The 19,610-nt window shown below is 35.6% G+C and carries 24 protein-coding genes; 1 reads left to right on the top strand and 23 read right to left on the bottom strand.

The window, feature by feature from the left end; all coding sequences use genetic code 11:
- Positions 1-146: 146 nt before the first annotated feature.
- From GMD6S_RS05055 to aac(6'), 19 genes are all read right to left on the bottom strand, one after another.
- A complete protein-coding gene (locus GMD6S_RS05055) occupies positions 147-701 on the bottom strand; it encodes a hypothetical protein (protein ID WP_000515982.1) in 555 nt (184 codons plus the stop codon).
- A 178-nt stretch (positions 702-879) separates the two neighbouring features.
- Positions 880-1,386 (bottom strand): YfbM family protein, encoded by a 507-nt coding sequence (locus GMD6S_RS05050; RefSeq protein ID WP_000525330.1) that lies wholly within the window; start codon positions 1,384-1,386, stop codon positions 880-882.
- A 96-nt stretch (positions 1,387-1,482) separates the two neighbouring features.
- A complete protein-coding gene (locus GMD6S_RS05045) occupies positions 1,483-1,665 on the bottom strand; it encodes a hypothetical protein (RefSeq protein ID WP_000451083.1) in 183 nt (60 codons plus the stop codon).
- Between the two features lie 21 nt (positions 1,666-1,686).
- On the bottom strand, positions 1,687-2,562 hold the full coding sequence (locus GMD6S_RS05040) for a DUF4300 family protein (RefSeq protein ID WP_000831843.1): 876 nt from the start codon (positions 2,560-2,562) through the stop codon (positions 1,687-1,689).
- 156 nt (positions 2,563-2,718) lie between these two features.
- Positions 2,719-4,458, bottom strand: a complete 1,740-nt coding sequence (locus GMD6S_RS05035) for a glycoside hydrolase family 13 protein (RefSeq protein ID WP_000423951.1) — start codon at positions 4,456-4,458, stop codon at positions 2,719-2,721.
- Positions 4,459-4,636: 178 nt separating this feature from the next.
- Entirely contained in the window at positions 4,637-5,128 is a 492-nt protein-coding gene (locus tag GMD6S_RS05030) for a phosphoribosylanthranilate isomerase (RefSeq protein WP_001086572.1), read from the bottom strand.
- 63 nt (positions 5,129-5,191) lie between these two features.
- Positions 5,192-6,073: a diacylglycerol/lipid kinase family protein gene (locus GMD6S_RS05025; protein WP_000710093.1), complete on the bottom strand. Its 882-nt coding sequence runs from the start codon at positions 6,071-6,073 to the stop codon at positions 5,192-5,194.
- A gap of 172 nt (positions 6,074-6,245) precedes the next feature.
- Positions 6,246-6,605, bottom strand: a complete 360-nt coding sequence (locus tag GMD6S_RS05020) for a hypothetical protein (RefSeq protein WP_000841612.1) — start codon at positions 6,603-6,605, stop codon at positions 6,246-6,248.
- A gap of 29 nt (positions 6,606-6,634) precedes the next feature.
- A complete protein-coding gene (locus GMD6S_RS05015) occupies positions 6,635-7,396 on the bottom strand; it encodes a hypothetical protein (protein ID WP_001108327.1) in 762 nt (253 codons plus the stop codon).
- 164 nt (positions 7,397-7,560) lie between these two features.
- Positions 7,561-8,223: a DUF443 family protein gene (locus GMD6S_RS05010; RefSeq protein ID WP_000865033.1), complete on the bottom strand. Its 663-nt coding sequence runs from the start codon at positions 8,221-8,223 to the stop codon at positions 7,561-7,563.
- A gap of 59 nt (positions 8,224-8,282) precedes the next feature.
- Positions 8,283-8,954: a hypothetical protein gene (locus GMD6S_RS05005; protein WP_000713811.1), complete on the bottom strand. Its 672-nt coding sequence runs from the start codon at positions 8,952-8,954 to the stop codon at positions 8,283-8,285.
- A gap of 71 nt (positions 8,955-9,025) precedes the next feature.
- Complete coding sequence (locus GMD6S_RS05000) at positions 9,026-9,997, bottom strand: DUF6892 domain-containing protein (RefSeq protein ID WP_000481649.1); 972 nt, start codon at positions 9,995-9,997, stop codon at positions 9,026-9,028.
- Positions 9,998-10,294: 297 nt separating this feature from the next.
- Positions 10,295-10,423 (bottom strand): hypothetical protein, encoded by a 129-nt coding sequence (locus tag GMD6S_RS12180; RefSeq protein ID WP_000900078.1) that lies wholly within the window; start codon positions 10,421-10,423, stop codon positions 10,295-10,297.
- 40 nt (positions 10,424-10,463) lie between these two features.
- Positions 10,464-11,081 carry an SAP domain-containing protein gene (locus tag GMD6S_RS04995; RefSeq protein WP_000573132.1) on the bottom strand — a complete coding sequence of 206 codons (618 nt, stop codon included), beginning with the start codon at positions 11,079-11,081 and terminating at the stop codon, positions 10,464-10,466.
- Between the two features lie 104 nt (positions 11,082-11,185).
- Positions 11,186-11,314, bottom strand: a complete 129-nt coding sequence (locus tag GMD6S_RS12175) for an ADP-ribosylglycohydrolase (RefSeq protein ID WP_000899999.1) — start codon at positions 11,312-11,314, stop codon at positions 11,186-11,188.
- A gap of 11 nt (positions 11,315-11,325) precedes the next feature.
- Positions 11,326-12,132, bottom strand: a complete 807-nt coding sequence (locus GMD6S_RS04990) for an alpha/beta fold hydrolase (RefSeq protein ID WP_000668461.1) — start codon at positions 12,130-12,132, stop codon at positions 11,326-11,328.
- Between the two features lie 154 nt (positions 12,133-12,286).
- Positions 12,287-13,030: a CPBP family intramembrane glutamic endopeptidase gene (locus GMD6S_RS04985; protein WP_000134973.1), complete on the bottom strand. Its 744-nt coding sequence runs from the start codon at positions 13,028-13,030 to the stop codon at positions 12,287-12,289.
- A 178-nt stretch (positions 13,031-13,208) separates the two neighbouring features.
- Complete coding sequence (locus GMD6S_RS04980) at positions 13,209-13,817, bottom strand: Type 1 glutamine amidotransferase-like domain-containing protein (protein ID WP_000662942.1); 609 nt, start codon at positions 13,815-13,817, stop codon at positions 13,209-13,211.
- 56 nt (positions 13,818-13,873) lie between these two features.
- The gene (aac(6'), locus tag GMD6S_RS04975; RefSeq protein ID WP_000348727.1) at positions 13,874-14,302 is read right to left on the bottom strand and encodes an aminoglycoside 6'-N-acetyltransferase; all 429 of its coding nucleotides are present in this window, start codon (positions 14,300-14,302) and stop codon (positions 13,874-13,876) included.
- 29 nt (positions 14,303-14,331) lie between these two features.
- On the opposite strand from aac(6'), the gene GMD6S_RS12170 reads away from it, so the two are divergent.
- The gene (locus GMD6S_RS12170; protein WP_237738358.1) at positions 14,332-14,622 is read left to right on the top strand and encodes a hypothetical protein; all 291 of its coding nucleotides are present in this window, start codon (positions 14,332-14,334) and stop codon (positions 14,620-14,622) included.
- A gap of 156 nt (positions 14,623-14,778) precedes the next feature.
- On the opposite strand, the gene GMD6S_RS12165 is transcribed toward GMD6S_RS12170, so the two are convergent.
- The 4 genes from GMD6S_RS12165 to GMD6S_RS04950 form a co-directional block, all read right to left on the bottom strand.
- A protein-coding gene (locus tag GMD6S_RS12165) for an IS3 family transposase (protein ID WP_155991753.1) occupies positions 14,779-16,130 on the bottom strand; the annotation gives its coding sequence in 2 pieces (ribosomal slippage) (positions 14,779-15,698 and positions 15,698-16,130; 1,353 coding nt in all).
- Positions 16,131-16,199: 69 nt separating this feature from the next.
- Entirely contained in the window at positions 16,200-16,466 is a 267-nt protein-coding gene (locus GMD6S_RS04960) for a hypothetical protein (protein WP_001121929.1), read from the bottom strand.
- Between the two features lie 49 nt (positions 16,467-16,515).
- Positions 16,516-18,150, bottom strand: coding sequence for a DNA/RNA helicase domain-containing protein (locus GMD6S_RS04955; protein WP_000348474.1), 1,635 nt, complete (start codon positions 18,148-18,150; stop codon positions 16,516-16,518).
- Positions 18,151-18,275: 125 nt separating this feature from the next.
- Positions 18,276-19,610 (bottom strand): recombinase family protein (locus GMD6S_RS04950; protein WP_000300485.1); only part of this gene is annotated, 1,335 nt, incomplete at its 5' end.

Below are 19,610 nucleotides of genomic sequence, written 5' to 3'. Positions count from 1 at the left end.
TTATTCAACAATAAAAAGAAATCGTTTTAAGTCGTTATCTGCATAAGAAAAAAGGAACTACAGACATTAACTACTTCAATAATTCTTAAAGTATAACTTGATATTGAAAATCAATTCTTTTCATCAGATTTCATAAATATTTCCAGCTAGGAAGTAGGAATCAACTGCTCCAATTCTACTTCTGAAAGCTGTCCTTGATTGTAAAGTTTTCTAAGTAAGTCCTCATCTACGGTAATTGAATAGTAATCCGTCACAAACTCATGAAATTTCTCAAAACTTTCAAAGAAATAGGATAATAACCATTCACCACCGTCCTGATCTTGGTAGGTATTTTGATGCTCTTGACCGTCATACCAGATAAAGAAGGTTGTTTCGTCTTTTTGTTCTTCTGAGTATAGGTTTTGATACTTTTCATCCAGCCCTTTATAAAATCCGTCTATGATGTCTTGATTCCACTCATCCGCAGCAAATTGACTCAAACTACTTTCATGATCAAAGCCCTTTATAAGGATCATTTTATCAGTCAAAATCACATCTAGAGAATCACCAGAACCGTTGTTGATAAGGTAACGGATCCCATAGCTTTCCTCAGTCTTAACGATCAATCGAAGCCAGGTCTTGTTTGGATCTGTTCGATACTCATCAATGACAAGCAAGGCATCTAAACGCGTCTTTGCATTTTCCCATTCAATTTTTCCCATCTCTTTAATCCTCCATCTTAAAGTTTAAAATTTATTATGCTTACAAATTCTATAACCAATTTCTATCTATCCCGTCCGACTACACGGTGGAATATTTCATCCACCAGACAAATCATCAGGTGTTCGATTTTCTAGATGTGCATTCATCAGGCACCTGACTAACAGTTGGTAAAAGTAGTTAACAAATAGTCACTAGGACATTTCCTTTGAGAGTTAAGATTTTCTTATAAAAGTCCTTCATTTTTACAAAACAGGTTCGAATATCATCCTTGATTTCTTCCTCTTCATCAAGATAATCCCAAATATCGGGATACAAATCTGCCTTCTTGCATGCTTCCATGCTAAAGTTAGCTAAAGCCCTATCCATGTCAAAATTCTCTAATGCTTGAACAATCTCAGCTATCTTTGAGTGTTCAGTATAGGCTATATACTCCGATACATTTTCTAAAGGAGTTACTCCCAAGACAGCTTCTATCAAGGGGCCGTCATCCATAAATTCTGAACTACTAAAACCTGTCATAACAAAGAGCAAGGCATCCCACATTTTGTCAATATCTATCAACGTATCGTTTCCCTCAGGATAATCCTCTACTAAGTCAAGTAAATCCTCTTCCTGACAAGAATAGCGCTTTATTTGGCTTAATTCATTGTCAGATAGATATTGATAATTAGCAATCATTCCCATAATGTTTCCTCCTATAAGTTCCTTAGAATAGCACTAATGTTACTAGTTCCCTTTCTTGAGAAAGGCAAGAAATCTACTGTTTTTGGACTCTCCTCCTTATTTCCATTCCTCATCTTCTATCACTTCCCAGACTTCTGACTGATAGCCCTCACCATCTATATCATAGCGCTGCATATAGCCAAAAAATCTTTCTTTTTTATTTGCCTTACGAGACTTGAGAATGTTTACAGCCCAGACTCCGATAAGAATGACAACTAAAAGCGCTACTACTGTCTCCATACTCCTTCTCCCTTGCCTACCTTAATATCCTTCAACCCACTTTTCATTGTCCATGATGAAAGGCTTAGCTAGTCCGTCACCTGTGTAATCCGCATATTTGGTGGATAGATACTTGTAACAGTCTTCCTTGCTCGCAAACTTAATAGCTTGATAGGGCTCTACAAAAGTCAGTTTTTCAACAAATAAGAAACCATCATCAGCTGGCACTAAAATACCAACATGCCCGACAAAAAGAAACTCTCCATCCAAATTATCATGCAAGACTACAGACAGCATTCGAGCTTTGTCATTAAATTGAAACTGGGAAAAGAATTTCTCCATCTTCTGCGCGTGAACTTTTACATCCGTTGTCGCTTCTGTCTCCACCCTAGAAAATAGAATATTAAACTCTTCCTTATCTTTCTCATCAAATACTTTTCCCTTATCGATAGCATCATTATCCACAAAAAGTAGCTGATCATTCTTTTCAAGTTTTGGGATCGTGACTGAATTTTTTAATAGCGCATAGCTATTGATACGGCAGTTGGTCCCGACAAAGTCACCCTTCTTTTGTGTCCACAAATTGCTGATTTTCTCTACATCGTATTCCGTTTTTGTAAAGGAGGCAAAATCACCACTTAAGCCAGTGGAGCCGACAGTCGCATTATAGTCTGTAACAAGATTGAAAAATGCTTCAACACTATTTGGGTCCAAGTGAGCTGATAAGAGAGATTTGACCTCTTCGGTACTGACTTGACCGTTTAGATTGGAATATGAAGCCGTCCAAGGAACTTTATCTGAACTGGTCTGTGTCTGATTTGCAGCTTCAGTGCTCGTATTATTTTGCTGACAAGCAGCCAAGCCAAGAAATAAGGGCAAACACAGTCCCAAGGCTACTACTTTTCTCGTTCGTTTCATGCAATTCTCCTTCTAGACTACAAGTCTCTTTTTCATTTTAAACACCATTCACTAATCATTCAGCTAGTAATCGTTGACTTAGCTATATTATACTACATAAGTCAAAAAAAGACCGCACGAATCACCCATTCATTACAGCCTTTTTAATCCTATTTTTTATTGAATGACGAAACCTTTAGGCAAAATCGCCAGTTGCAGTCCCAATTCTTGGCAATGACTGGCTAGCACTACAGAATCACGGTCTACAAGATAGTTTTCACTTGATTGGTTAAAAATAGCTTGGACCTTTTGTCCATCATAATCCCATTCAAGAGCTAGCATGTCCGGCTTAATTTCTTTTAGGCTATAGGTGCCATGTTGGATAATGCCTGAAACCTCCTTACGAAGCTGAATCAATTTCTTCATGAAGTTCAGCATGTCATTACTGTCTGAAACACGGTCCCAAGGCATGACACGGCGACAATCTGGGTCTGGTCCGCCACCTAACTCCAACTCCGTTCCATAGTAGAAACACGGTGTCCCTCTTTGTAAAAAGAGACAAGCAAGGGCAGACTTAACGAGTTGGACATCTCCCTTGGCAGTAGCCAAAATACGCTCCGTATCATGCGAATCCAGAAGATTGAACATCACTTCCGAAATCTGTTGTCTATAGTACATTGATTGGCTATTGATCTCATCGATGAATTGAGGTGACTTCTTAGTCCCTCGCAAGAAATAATCCTTGATGCTGTCGGAGAGAGGATAATTCATGACTGCGTGGAATTCATCGCCATTTAGCCAAGGCTGAGAAGTGTGCCAGACTTCTCCAAGAATATAAAGGTCAGGCTTTTTAGCCAAGACAGCCTTACGGAAATCTCTCCAAAATTGATGGTCTACTTCATTGGCCACATCCAGGCGCCAAGCATCAATATCAAACTCTTCAATCCAGTAGGTCGCAACTTTTAACAAATAGTCCCTCACTTGAGGATTGGCCGTATTGAGCTTGGGCATATAGCTGGCAAAAGCGAAGGTATGATAAGGGAGTTTTCTTGGATTTCCAAGCTTATCTTTGGTCACGGGAAATTCTTGAACATGGAACCAGTCTTTATATTCCGACTTTCCACCATGCTTGAGAACATCCTGCCACTGCAGAGACTGATCCCCGATATGATTGAAAACAGCGTCCAGCATGATTTTCATCCCTCTCTGATGGGCCTCCTCCACCAGTTTACGAAAAATTTTCTTATCTCCAAAATGATGATCTATTTCGAAATAATCCGTCGTATTATACTTGTGATTGCTTGGGGATTCAAAAATCGGACAGAGATAAAGACCTGTAATCCCTAAGTCTTGCAAGTAATCCAGATGGTCAATAATGCCCTGTAAATCACCACCAAAGAAATCGCTCGTCTTTGGCTTGATAAAGGAATCCCAAGCTAGCGCACCTTCAGGTGAAATCTCAGGATTGCCATTAGCAAAGCGTTCTGGGAAAATCTGGTACCATACCATCTCTGCTACCCAGTCAGGAACATGGCAAGCATCAATCTCATGGATATACGGAATTTTAAAGCCATTTCCTTCATAATGAAGGTTTTCTAGCGTATTTTCAACACATCCCTTATCGCCATACAAAATACTCTGACCCTGCTTATCCTTGAGTTCAAAGAGATACTGGAGTCGTGCATAGCCAACTGAAACTTCCGCTTGCCAGTAATCAAATAAGACATCAGAAGTTACTTTGACCATCTCCTTGATTGCTTCATAATGGTCCTCTAAAAAGATAAAAGTGTCTCCATAATGCAAGTTGATGCTTTCTATATCATCTTTCTTGGTCCGGATACGAATGTGCATTGTCTTATCCTTATAAAGGTACGCATACTCTGACTCTGGTCTATGGTAAATGGCTGTTAATTCCATTGTTCTGTCTCCTAGTTTACTTTTATTCATCTTGCTGCGCAAACGTTTTCATTATTGTGATTCTAGTATACTACTTTAAAATTTTATTTTCAAGACTTGTCCGTAGTTTCGAGTGGATTGTTTTTGAGAATATAAAAAAGCAGTAAGATTTAATACCTACTACTTTCTGATTGATGATTTACAAATGCCTTTCAAGCCAATCTATCTTTTTAAAATCTTTATTATTATTGTGGTCATTTCGATAGGAATCTTGGGAAGAAGCCTTGTATATACTGAAATACTGTTCCAAACTTGGAACACGAAACGTGATGTCCTCGAGATGAATCAACTCTATATCTGATTTCGAAACTCCTGCAAAATCAGGTAAGGAATCGATACTTCCAAATTCAACGCTCACATCATCTTTTTGGAATTCGTGCTCGTGAATATCTACCAAGGTATAGCCTAAGTGGTTCATCACTTTCATTATCTTGTCCCAGTCATAAATCCTGAGATGATCAGGCGCTTCCCAGCCTCTAGGATCTCCAGAGACATGAATGTCAATGTCAGACGGCTCCCAATCTTCATTTGAACGGTATTCAAAACCCAAAGACCCCATGAGCGTGGGTGTGATTCCAACTTGGTTTAAATGAGAACAAATTGTTCGAAATTCATCAAATAGAGAATTCATCCTTCCTCCAATCTTTGATATAAAACTTTATTTCTCAGTGAAAGACAAACTTGTTTCTATCTTCTACTCTTTCGGTTGTGAAAAAACTTCAATATGCTGGCCCAGTACCTTAATCTCTACAGGTAGGTTATCCGACTTATCGCCATCAACATCTGACTCCAACTCACTATCTGAAGAGATTTTAATAGTACGAGCTCTGATATACTCAATATTATCATTGCCGACAACATCGCCTTTTAGTAAATCAGGAATGACGGATAATTTAGAGAATAGAGAAGCATCTTTTAGAATCAAAATATTGGCATAGCCGTCTTTGTTTTCTTCAAAGATTTTCTTATCAGCGAAGTAATTTGTCAAGAGAACCAAAACATGACTCGCTTCACCATCATAATTTCCATTTTCTGTCTCAACCTTAATGTTAAAGACCTGATCCGTCATCACAGACTTCATGGTATTTACAGCATAGGCTAATATACCGAATTTTGTCTTGTCCTCGATCTCCACATTGTGAATCGCCTCAGGCAGAGAACCGATACTAAAGATATAACCAAAATAGTTATCATTTGCTTTACCGATATCAATCTTGTTGGTTAAGTTAAAATCAAGTTCATCAATCGCACCATCGATGTCTTGATTGATTTCCAACAGTTTCGTAATGAGGTTACCTGTACCGCCTGGGATAATCCCTAACTTAGGAATGTAGTCTCTCTCAGCAATACCCGAAATGACTTCATTGACAGTCCCGTCTCCACCGAAAACAACCACTGCATCGTACTGCTCACGAGAGGCTTCCTCAGCAAAGTGTGTTGCATCCAGCGCTTTTTCAGTAATTTTGGTTTCCACGTGCTCAAAATAATCTTTGGCCTTATTCTCCAGCTTGACCTTATAATCCAAAGCCTTTTCCCCACCAGAGGTAGGGTTTATAATTAACATTGCTTTTTTCATTGATAATACTCCTTAATTTTTAAATAGAAATGTTAGTGTAACTACATCAGTCATTACATATAATGCTATTATATAATGAAACCTCAAAAAATAGAAATCAGACGTACCGGAGATTGAGAGAATCAGTTCTAAAAAAGGTTGGATATGTTGAAAATGATAAATACCTTCTAGTTTATTCTTTTACCAATCGATTAAAATCAACCAAATATAAAATCCCAGCAATAAGAGCAAAAATTGCTGAAAAAAATGAAAGGAAGGGGATAAAACCTGTGATAGATGCAACTAAAAGAAACAAAAAGCTTTTCTTACGACCATTTGATTCTTTTCTATAAATGAAAATTGCAAGTATGGAACAAACAAGAAATATAAAACTAATTAAATTTACTGAAAAAGCCCATGCTGGTTTATCAACAAAACGAAGAGCCCCATTGATAAATCTTATCTCCCATCTATAGAAAAATGCAAATGCAATAATGGGAGAGCACGTTAAAGCAAAAATTCCATTAAAAAAAAATAAACTGTTTGATTTCATATTCAATCCTTTCCTGTACTTATTCATCGCTAATTAATAGATTCACTTTTTAAAAATTCTTTAGACTTCTGGACGATATAGAGCTGTTCATCTTCTTGAGCGAGTTTTCTAAACAATTCATTCGCCCTAGTCATATCTCCTTTTAATTTAGAGTTCAAGGCTTGATAGTAAATGATTTCCAATTGTTGATATTTAAACTCGTTTTCTAATTCTTCAAAGTAATCATTGGATTGATGAGCAATTGTTAAATCGTAAAGTGCAATACTCACGCTTTTTGTTTTCTCGGCTAGAGAGGAATCTGATATGGACATTTTGTTTAGCATAAGATCAAGCTCATCTCTGGTTAGGTTAGGATTTGCAAGAACTGTCGAGCGAATGAGGTAACTCTCTAAGGAATCCCTGTATTTTGGCTTCAGTTTTTGATCAGTCGTTGCTTCAGAAGCCTCCTTAATGGCAGCATCGAAATCACCAATCATATAGGAATACCCAACAGATGTTAGTGTCACATCCATTTTTATAATAGCTCTTTTTGCATCTTTCTTCAATTCAATGTATTGCTTCCAAGATGGTAAATCTAAGTCCATATACAGTAACTTAGTACCACTCCTTACATACCCTCTTCTGATTAGTGCAATGAAAAGAAATAAGAGTGCATTTATGAATAAAATACAAAGGGTTTGAATAGTCCTATCTTTCACCATCCAAGCTACAAAAAGAATGAGAAGAACAGCCAAAACAATCACGACTTTTCTATAAAATCCATATTTCTTGCGTATTTCTAAATAATTCATTTTTACTCCTTTTCTAAATTATAAAATGTCATTACGAGAGCAGTTCTGAACCTTAAATGAGTCATTGACTAACAAAATGCTCTCTAATCAGTTCCCTAATTTTTTCTGATAGAATAGCCCAATGTGACCTGCAAAATAGGATCATAAACAGCTTTCATCTTAATTTATAACTTCTCTATTCTATCAAAAATAATCTCTTGCTTTTCGACACTTTCTCGGAGTGGTGACATGCCTAAAATCACTGTAAAAAATCCCAATAATAGAATACTATTAATAACAAGTAAGGCTCCCTCTGTTCCATTAACAGTATATAGATAAAATACAAAACATCCAAGAGTCGGAACAAGGATAAAAGGAAGAAGTTTGTAATGTTTTAATTGACGTTTATTTCCAACTGGTTTAAAGGTTATTTTATAATTTGTAACGTTATTCTCAAGTCTTTTTTGGACGCTATGACGAGCTCTTATGGCAATGAACCAGAAAGCAAGATAAGCTAGGGAAATGAATAGGCCATATAAGCCTATCTTTAAAGGAAGGTTATGACTAATCCCATTGTTTCTAAAAAAATTTGTCACAAGCCGATAGCCAGATCCCCCTATTGCTGTACCAATTGCAATCCCAATTGATTTACTCATAGTTGGAGCTACACTCTCAAAACGCATATCTCTTTTATCTAACTTTTGCATTTTTGCAGTAATTTCATCGGGAAGAGAACCCCAGAAATAGGATTTTGGTCTAACAGTCGTCAAATCTAGAATATACTTTTCTCCCTCTACTTCTACTATTTTGAAAAATACTTTATTCGTTTCTTTAAATTTTACCTTCATAGTCACCTTTAAATCCTTCTCAGAGTTAAAAAACTCTTTTCAATAACATTCCTAAATCGTTAGCCCCGTTTTTTAATAATAGTTAAACCAATTTTGACAGACATCTCTTTCGATGTTAACTGTATTGTGATCCCATAATTTGTTTTATCTGAGTAATTTACCCTGATTTGGCATGTAGTTTCCTCTGGTAGATCATATTTGATTTTCAGTTTCTGAAAGAGTTCAGACTGAGTTTCTGGCTGGTAGATAATTTCACTAAGCTCTGTTGTTCCAGTTCTTAACGTTCTTTTTACATTCAAGGAGTCAAAAACATCTCTTTTGACAACTAAGTTAAGAATTTCTTCATCAAATAAAGGATCTATCGCTGAATCGTAATGCAACTTGCCATTAGAATAACTAACGGGAACCGTTTTTTTATTTTCTCCGATTTGTATTCTATAGTCGCCCTTACCATCTGCCTTGGTAATGTCTAGGTCGATTTCACATCTTTTGACTTCGTCACCATTTTTTATATAGACGCTGCTTTTATAAGCTTCCAGCCCATTAAAATCCTTCTGCTCTTGTTCCAAAAATTTAAACATAGGATCAAACGTTTTTTCAAACTCGTACTGTTCCCTTGTTCTGTTTTTGGGAATGGTTTCACCACCCAAACTACAAGCATTCAATGAAGATGCTGTCATAAGAATAACAAGAACCCCAGTTACCCATAAACACCATTTAAACTTTTTCATATTTTACTTAATCCTTTTTTCGAGTCATAACAGTAAGATTTTTTCAAAAATTTATAAATGTTTAGTTAAACTTACACTAGTTCTACGTCGACTCCAGCTTTAGCAAAAGTTTCCTTAACTTGTTCAAAATTACTTGACATGATTGTCGCTTGTTTTAAATTTGGGAACTGCTTTAATTCAACCAAACTAACCTCATTCAAATCAAAAGTACTATCCTCACCATCCCACTGAGGAATCAGATTCATAAAAATTTCATTACCGCCATCCATATCAATCTCTTTTACAAGACTTGCATACTTCTGTGAAATCTGAAGATTTTTAAAGTATTCTAAGGCAGGCTCTACAAGTTCTGTACTTTCTGTATCAATATCCAACTCGCTAAATTCCTCTGAAAAATCAAAAATATCAAAAGCTGGCTTTAAAATATCTAAATCATACATCAATACTTGGATAATAGCTAGTTTAAAATTCAGATTATCAAAATGAAGATATTTTTCTTGAACAACTTTTGGATTTGATTTTTGACGTTCATGCTTGATTTCTGGATAGTAAGAAATGGTGAGTGGATATCTCATTACATCTGGTCTTCCATTAAAATTGGTTCCATGAGGGGTCCATAAAATAAAATTGAAATCCCCAGTTCTGTGTCTATCATAAAGAAAATAGGGAGGCTTCCCATCAGTGGATACTACGGCTTGACAAGGCATCTTGGGTAATTCTTCTTCTCCAAACATAGGTTTTACAACATCACCATAGTAGAAACTGATTGTAGAAAGTAGATGCTCATCATCAATATAGACCCTGCATTTCTTTAAATGATTCCGGATAGAAGACGAATGTTCAAATACAATACCAGCATTGTCGTAAACGTACTTTATGTATTTACTTTCTTTTTTGACAACCTGATCAGGCTTTCCTAACACGGCCTCAATATCTTTCAAAGATAAAGGAAAAGACAAGCTGGTTCCGTTCATTACCATTGAATTGTCATGAAAATTGATTTCGAGGTTTTTAGGATCTTTCTTTTTAAAAAAATTAAACATTCGATTCTCCTATTTATAATTTGTTTATCTAAATGCATCAAATCTATTTTTCTAACGTTAGAAAATTTACTGTATAAAATAAGGTTTTGCCGTATTTTTCGTCCGTAGGATTAAAAAAGCAGGAAGCCTTCTGAAAATTAATTACTCTTCACTAATAGACTTACCGCCTCAACATGATGCGTTTGTGAAACTCAAAAGGTTCGGGGAGTTCAAAGCTCCAGTGGAGCTTTGAAGCCTTCTTGCGTTAAAATGAAAAGGTGAGAGGATTAGCTACGTTTCACTAACAAACTCAGACACTCAGCGGTTCGAACTTACCGTATCATCTGTAAAAAAGCAGTCTTTCCGAAATAATGGAAAGTCTTTCGTTTTGATATTGTTCCATTCATAAACTGAACCTACAATATCTCCAACTATTGCTCCTAGCATGGTATTCCTCCTTACAAACTATTAGTTTAGACTGACATTTCTACTTGACATACTCGTCTATTTTATCAGCATATTTAGTTAAAAGATTCTTTGAATAAATTTTTGCATTACTTGAATTTCTAACTTCTTTCCAAAGAATAGAAGCTACTTTTAGTTTATTAGAGTAGTTGGCACTATTTTCGTCTGCACAGAAATCCTTTAGAAATTGATTCCATTGACAAACCGAATGATCATACTTGGCATAATCTGAATCTCCATAATAGACTTTTAGCATATCTTGGATTGTGAAATTCAAATCATTTTCTTTTTTTACTTTTCTCCAAGCTGTAGCCATATCAGCAGTAAATTTAAAGGGCGAAACACCTGTTAAAGTTGAGAAATATTCTCTAAAGTGTGCATTAAAGGAGAATCCACATTCAAGTAAGGGCGAATCTAAGGTAACGACTTCTACTCGTTTCTTATTTTTTTTTACTGATGACTTTTTAATCAAATTCCCCTTGAAGTACTGCTCAATAATATCATTGAGTTCCTGTTTTGTACCTCTATATTCAAGTCCTAATGACCTGCATATCTGTGAAAGTTCATCACGATACCAGTAATATTTATTAAATTCATCAAAGGATGAGATTTTTTCAAACATAGGTCTGCTTTCTATCAATATTTCACCTCCTTAAAAACAGTTTAGGTTTTCATCTCAAAATAATGGAGTTTTAGTTTCTTTATTTTGAGGATTAACTACGTTTCACTAACAAACTCACACACTCAGCGGTTCGAACTTACCGTATCATCCGTGAAAAAACAATCCTCACAAAATAAAGGAAAATCCTTCGTTTTGATATTGTTCCATTCGTAAACAGAACCTACAATGTCTCCAATAATTGCTCCTAGCATCCGTTTCCTCCTTATGGCATATCAGATTCGTTACACATTTCTAATGAGTCACTCTTTAAAAATGGCACCACCAAATCAATCCACTCATAAGGCAGGTAAGCTGATAAATAGCCGTGATTATAGCCCTTTGCTTCATACAAAATTGTATTTGAATGTAGCTGATGAAATAATTTCGCTGATTCTTTCACACAGTTCAATTCTTTTTCACCATAAATATACAGAACCTGAGCCTTGCTAGCAGAAATCATATCTTTCAGCTTGTAACATCCCATATAGTTTTTGTAAATGGTCACCAATGTTTTGATAGGCGTCCTTGGCAAATCCTCCAAATAATAAGTTTTTATTTCCTCTGGATAAGCCAGTTTAGGATAGAATTTGTTCATCATGCTTAACTGAAGTTTGCAAGAGAATTTATTGAACATCAGTTTACCAAATAGAGACACTAGAAAGATGCTGATTTTAGCTAACCTTAGTTGAGGAATGCAGAGGCTTCCATCTATGATGGCCTTCTCAGCAATTTCACTGTCTAAAGACAAAAGCTCCATAGCAATTTGACCACCAAGCGAAACACCACCGATTGCAAACAATTTCCCACCACAGTTTGCTTTGATATAGTCCAGAATCTCCAAAGCAGAATCTTCAGTAGAAACATAATCAACTTGATATTCCTCGCCGTGGCCATTCAAAGTGGGTAGAATAACACGGTATTCTTCTGACAAGATTCGTGCTTGACGAAGATAATTCCACCAAGAACTTCCACCACCATGTATCAGTAAAATAGGAGGCAAATTCTTATCACCAAATTCATGGAATTTCATGTTTAAACTCCTTACTGTAGAACTTTCACTAGCTACACCCATGTTTAATCAGCTCGTACAAGCAGTGATGTCTCATCAAATAGAAAAGTCTCTAACATTGATTATCTAGAATGATCACACGTTACTTTCAATAATGGATATCCTGATCTAAATTTTAAAATGTTGTTTCCTTACTAATTCTATTACTCGCCAATATAGTATAAATCAAATAACCAATAAAAATGATAATAAAAATAAGATTAATTTTTAACACAAAATAGAGATTTAACAAATTTGCGAATGCATGAAATAATACACAGTATCCCACAGATTTCGTTTGACGGTAAAGAAGCCCTAAAACAAAACTTAAAAATAATGTATATATAAAAAATAAAATAAAAGGAAATCCTTGATGACTTTCTCCAACTATAAACCATAAAGGCAGATGCCATATTCCCCAAATTGATCCTACAATCAAATTAGATTGCCAATAAGTATATTTTTTATCAAGTAATGGTTGTAATATTCCTCTCCATCCTAATTCTTCATGTCCACCACCAAAAAAAATTAGTTGTATAAAGAATAATGGCATCAGATAAATTGATACTCCGTTTAATTCTAAGGAAGATACAGAAAATAGTATCAAAATTGCTAACATATGATAAATGAAATAAATACTGCTATTTTCTAACTTATTAAATAAAAAATGTTTAAATTTTATATTATTACTTTTTAAATAAAAGCCACTTGCAATAGCTGGTCCAAGTGCACCAACTATATGTAATATTCTTCCTATAAATGTCTCTAATCCCAAAATATAAGATTGTGTAAATATGGCAAGAAGCCCCCAAGCTATATAAGTAATTCCAAATGTAAAACAAAGATAATTTTTTAAATTCCTTTTATCAATTTCTGTCATTTTTTTCTTCCTAATCTTGATTATTTTATGAATAATATTTTTACTGCTTCTTAGTTGCTATCGATTATAACTACCTATATTCTATCATAAAAACACAAAAAAGCCTTACAATCAAGGCTTTTCACTATTCATTTCGTCAATACTTTAGTTTCGTAGATTCAGATTCGCATGATTAAAACTAGTCAATTTTCTCAATAATGTTTCCAAGTCTATCCAATACAAGACAGGAATGATCATTTAGTGGAATTATGGGAACACTGACAAGTTCTTCTGCTCTATCCTTATTAGCTTTATCATTCCAGGAATCATAATGGACACTAATTAAAAACTGACTAAAGAGTCCTAATCCATTTTTTATCTTTATCTGATGATCTGAATTATCATTAGGTGAGACATATACTTTTTCTCCTAATAATAGGGCTCCTGCAGAAAACCCTATAACTTTTGCCCCTTTATTAAGCATATGATCGATATAATTTTTGAACTCCTGATTGACATAAGTAGCTATATATTTTTCCGTATTTCCTCCACCAATGATAATTAGATCAGCATCTAAATAGCTATCAAAATCAATCTGCTCAGTGTCCAAAAGTAAGTAATCAGTGTTTAGATTAGGAAATTGACTTTGGAAAACTTCTGTGTACTTTTTCATATAGGGTTGCCAATTATCTCGAAAAACCGTAAAAATAACAATTCTTTCAATCTTGCTTGATAATACAATTTTATCAACAATGCTATATTTCGTTATTGGGGGATTCCCACCCATCAAAAAAATTTGTTCTTTCAAGTTAACACACTTTCTAAAGATACATAAAGTTTAACAAGTTTATTCACGTTTCTAAATTATAATTTTTTCTTAAAATGAATAATTCTACTTGCCTCCTGAAATCCAATATTGAGATGAAATCTTATAGAATCCGTATTCGTTAAAGTACAGTCACTTGCAAATTCCTTACATCCTTTATTTTTCGCCCATTCCTCACATTTTGTACAGAGATTTTTAGCAATATCCTTTAAACGATATTCCTCATCGACAATAATCCCTTCTAAGAATCCAACAGGACTATATTTACAACCTTCAACATAATCAAATCTGAGGGAACATAATGCTAGACCTACAATTGTGTTACCTTCAACTTCAGTAAAGATTGCAGTATTTTTGCCATTCGTATATTTTTTTACTTCATCAAAAGCTTCTTTATCGGTCAATTGGGGCCATAATTGTTTTATTAGTTTAGCCGTTTTTATAGAATCTTTTGTTATTCCATCCATATTGATGTTCCTCCGGAAATTACAAGCAAATGTTTCGAATCACGCTGTTACTTTGTTACTCATTGATTGATACCAATACCATCCCCTTCTACTTTTCGACTGTCTCAGATCGGAAGAGCAGAGCCATGCACTCAGCGGTTCGGACTTACCGTATCATTTCGTCGGTTTCCCTCCTCATTTTACGAGTCCTATCCCATGGGCGGAGCATCTACTCCTACTTCGCTGATGCCTCAGCTCGTACAACAGTGATACCGCCTCAACATGTGCTGATGTTAGCTTCCTATACTATGAAACGAAATATAGCGCATCCGAATATTTGAATTAAACCATTAAACGTAACTATCACCTTTCAAATTGGTTTTTCTTCCTTCTAACTAAAAATTTGCCACTCATACTACTGTCTTCTTCAGGAGTAAGGTTGAGGTTACCAAAAAGAGCCGTTTTGTGTACTGACCCCAAAAAGTTAGACAATTAATTTAAGTAAAGGATTTAGTTCTGTATTGCACAGGACTAAGTCCTTTTAGTTTGACCTTAATTCGTTTATTGTTATAGTAATCAATATAGTCTACAATAGCTTGTTCCAGTTGCTTAAGTGACTGAAACGTCTTTTCATAACCGTAGAACATTTCGGATTTCAAAATGCCAAAGAAGGACTCCATCATGCCGTTGTCTGGGCTGTTACCCTTGCGTGACATGGATGGCTGAATTCCCTTACTCTCTAGGAACCGATGATAAGAATCATGTTGGTATTGCCAGCCTTGATCGCTATGGAGAATCGTATTCTCATATCTCTTATCTGAAAAAGCTTTCTCCAACATGGTCTTCACTTGTTCTAAATTTGGTGAAGTAGAAAGATGATAAGCAATAATTTCGCTGTTAAAACCATCTAAAACTGGCGATAAATACAATTTCTGTGTGCTATTTGGAATGACAAACTCTGTCACATCCGTATAGCACTTTTCCATTGGTTTGGATGCTTCAAACTGGCGTTGAATGAGATTCGCTGCTTTCTTGCCAATCTCTCCCTGGTAGGAAGAATACTTCCGTTTCCGACGAATTCGAGCCGTTAAACCAAGGACTTTCATCAGACGTTGGACCTTCTTATGATTCACCACGAAGCCACGATTTCTTAGTTCAAGAGTGACTCTCCGATAGCCATAATTTCCTTTATGCTCACTATAAATGGCTTGTATTTCATCCTTTAGCTCTTTATTCTTATCTGGTTGATCTAGCTGTTTTAAGTGATAGTAGTAAGTTGAGCGAGCTAAATGTGCCGTTTCAAGAAGTAAATCTAATTGAAATCCTCCTGAAACCATTTCTCTAACTGTCTCTGCCTTTCTCGCTGTAAGGCTTCGTCCCTTTCCTCTAACTCTTTTAACTTTTTTAAGTAGGCCACCTCGGTACGTAGACGCTCATTCTCCTCTTGAAGTCGCTCTAATTCTGTCATTTCTTCCCAAGTTTTCTTCCGTTTACGTCCCATCCTAGCTGGCCTTCCTCTTGTTTTCTCAACAATAGTATACCCGTTTTTCTTGTATTGTGCCAGCCAATTTGGAAGTAATCCAGTGCTTGGGAGAGCATAATCCAGAGATACGCTTAGTTGCGATCGCCCCTCAAGTAGAACTTTATTAATTATTTCTTCCTTTAATTCTGGCGAGTAATAACGGTTTTTCTCTTTTTTGACACTTTCTATTCCGTAGCGATCAATCAATCGGACTAAGTACTTAAGATTTGAAAGGTTCATTCCATATTTTTCTGAAAGTCGCTTGAAGCTGATTCCTTGTTTTCTTAGTTCATAGATTCGAACTTTATCCTCATAAGTTAGTTTCATTTAAAAACACCCCAAAAGTTAGATTTTTTCTGTCTAACTTTTGGGGTGCGGTTCATTTGCTGGCTCTTTTCAAATTTTAGGTCCCTGAGTAGAAACCGTCTTTTTAAATTCTTTATCAAGTTCTTCAAGAAATACATCAATTTGAGCCAACAGATACTGTTCCTCTTCATTTAAATATTGACCTTTTCTAATCTTAGAATTTAACGTCTTCTTTTTCTGCTCAAAATAATTAAAAACAGTACTTGCAGCATCATTAAACCCATCAAAGTACAATGAACTCAGCCCCTGTTTAGCTCCTTGTTTTATTGCTCCACCAAATTCTTCTAGTATAGGCATAATAAATTCCTTTCTACCTAAGTATCATCTCGTTACTTAGACTTGTTTCTTAAAAAGTTTCTAATAAATTACAAATTTTTGAATATAGATCCCAGTTTTCTATTACAACAATTTGTAATTGCTCTCTAGTTCTCGTAATGTTTTGGTAAAACATCTTATTAATTGGATAGTAGGAATCCGTACTATTCAAAAACATGAACTTATTTACTCCAATAACTTCTCCTTTTTTATTTTTCTTTTCCTGAATGCCTGGACCATAGTAAAAATTGAAATCCATCGGTATAATAACTTTATCAAATTCTTGTCCAATGACTTCATGTGAAACTTTTCCGCAATCAACCATTGAGTCTATACTTTCAAAGGTATAGCGACTCTTAGCATAGTTAAGGACATGCCAATCGGTTGTATCCTCCATTTTATGTAAATAAGTATTCGCACTTGCTCTATTGCCAAAATATTTTATTTGAATATTTCTACGCGTATTCTTTACCTTTTCAATAGGCTTATCAACTGAAAACTTAATCAAGTTCCTTATAAATAAATTCATATCTGGGTTGGTTCTGAATCTATCTTTTAAACTAAATTGCTTTGAACCCAACTCAGAGAACTTACTTAATATAGCATTTGCATTTGCAGCACTCTCAGATTTACTGAGAGTCTGTGCACCGTCTAGGGAGATAATATATTTTGTATCAGGATTTTCAGTTACAGAGTCCAATAAAGCAGACACCTGCTTATATTGACTTTCTTCTCGCAATCTTTGAGACTCATCAATAATTATGTAATCATAAGACTTAGCATCATTCAAGGTTGATTTCAATTGGGTTATAGGCTTAATCTGAAATCCCTTTGTCTGTAAGTGACGCTGACCATCATTTAGTTTTGCACCATGTATAATTACAACTCTGAAGCCGAAGTACATCAAAAGTTTTGCAATGTGATAGATTAATAATGTTTTACCTGTACCCGGATTCCCTTTAATTGTAAACAGCCGCTCATTATTTTGGGGTTCTAATATATAGTTAACAATTGCCTCTTGATGTCCATTTAAAAAATATTGTTGCTTGAGAAATTTCTCAGTATCATTAAATGGAGACACTAAATAATTTTTTATATCAAATAGAGCATCTACCTCATCGCGGCTTAATAAACTGACTTCCTGTTCTATTAAGACACGCTTAAATTCTTCAGAATTGATTTTTTCAACATTACCGGTATTTCCATCGTATTCAACATAACTCTGGATGTCAGGAGAAAAACTATAATATCTCGTCTGTTTATCAAGAAAGTTTAAATAAAAATGATTCCGTTTAAGCTGTTTTTCCTGCTTATCTAATGTAGTTTGACTTTTCAATTCAATTGAAACATTATAGTTTTCCCCAAAACGAATCAGATCAAACTCTTTACTTATTTGAGGAATTTTATACCCAAAATAGAAATTATCTGTGTATTGAGATAATATGCTAGGTGTCATCCCCCAATCCTTCAGTAATTGCACAAAAGAAACAAATGTGGAAAATTCCGATGCTCCCTTAAATGGATAGGATATATTCGAGAAATATGATACAATTTCACCTTCATTTATTTTTATAGCATCTTCCAGAACTTGACATTTTCCAAGCTCGACTTCTCCAAAACTGTTTGTATAGCCCAGAATATGCTCTGACAAAGTATAGAAATCCATAAAACCTCAACTTACTAAAGCGTTTTCTTTATTATAACACTTCTACCTATTTAAATACAATTACAAATTAAAAAATTTAAAATAAAAAAAGCCATAGCTAGAGTATTTACTCTCTTAACTATGGCCTATAAATTAACTTCTGTTCCTTCTAAAAACTTTACGGTAATGCTGCCGTCTTCACCAAGCATAATCTTCTCAAGTACCTGGCACATCTTTCTTCCATCAAATGCTTCCTGCTCACTATCAAGAAGTTCCTTTAGTTGAGCCGCATGGTACTTCTCCAGCTTTTGTTCTTCGCTAAAGTTAGTCCACTTCTCTTGTAGATTTTCCTTATTTTCTCTAAGAACCTCTACTGCTCTAAAGAATGCCTGCTGCAGGGTTTCCTCATCAATATGGCGATTGGTGCACCCCTGGATTCCTTTTACCTTGTACCGGTTATTGCACTGCCAGACTGGACGCTTGCCTCTGCTCGTAGTCCAGTTCTTTCTGCCAAATAGACCTCCACATTCTTCACAGAATACCTTGCAGGTAAATGGGTTTTGTTCGCACTGGATAATGTAAAAATTGATGTGATTATCCTGCCTAAACTGATTTCTCCGTTCTATCTCAAGCTGAACCAACTCCCACTCTTCTTTATCAATGATGGCTTCATGATTGCCTTTGATATAGTATTGATTGACTTGTCCCTGGTTCTCACTGCGCTTTTTGGTTAGAAAATCCACCGTATAAGTTTTCTGCAAGAGGGCATCTCCCATGTACTTCTCGTTCTGAAGCATCCTTTGAATCGTAGTGGGGTACCAATTGACTTTCCCATTCCAACCTGGAACCCCTTCTTCTTTCAGAGTTCTTGCTATACTTTCTGGCGTTTCTCCTTGTAAAAAATACCGAAAGATTCGTCTGACAATCTTGGCTTGCTCCTCATTGATGATAAGATTTCCATTCTCGCCCTTGTCGTAGCCTACAAATTTGGTTGTATTAACCCTTACTTCTCCCCTTTCAAACTTCTTTCGAATCCCCCAGGTCGCATTCTCTGAGATAGAACGAGATTCGTCTTGGGCCAAGGAAGAAAGTATGGTCAATAGCACCTCACCTTTGGCATCCAGGCTGTCAATATTCTCCTTTTCAAAGGTGACCCCGATTCCAAGTTCTTTTAACTCCCGAACATATTTCAAGCAGTCCAGCGTGTTTCTGGAAAAACGGCTGATAGACTTCACTATAATTCTATCCACTTTACCTTTTCGGCAGTCTGCTATCAACCGATTAAACCCTGTTCGTTTCTTGGTATTGGTTCCTGAAATCCCCTCATCCGCGTATATATCAACCAACTGGTAGAGAGGATTCTGGCGAATATAGTCTTGATAATACCGAACCTGGTTCTCATAACTTGATAGCTGTTCGTCTTGGTCGGTGGACACTCGGCAATAGGCCGCCATTCGGATTTTCTGAATGTGTTGCTCCTG

The sequence above is a fragment of the Streptococcus sp. GMD6S genome, assembly GCF_000297015.1.
This window is presented reverse-complemented; position numbering and strand designations above follow the sequence as displayed.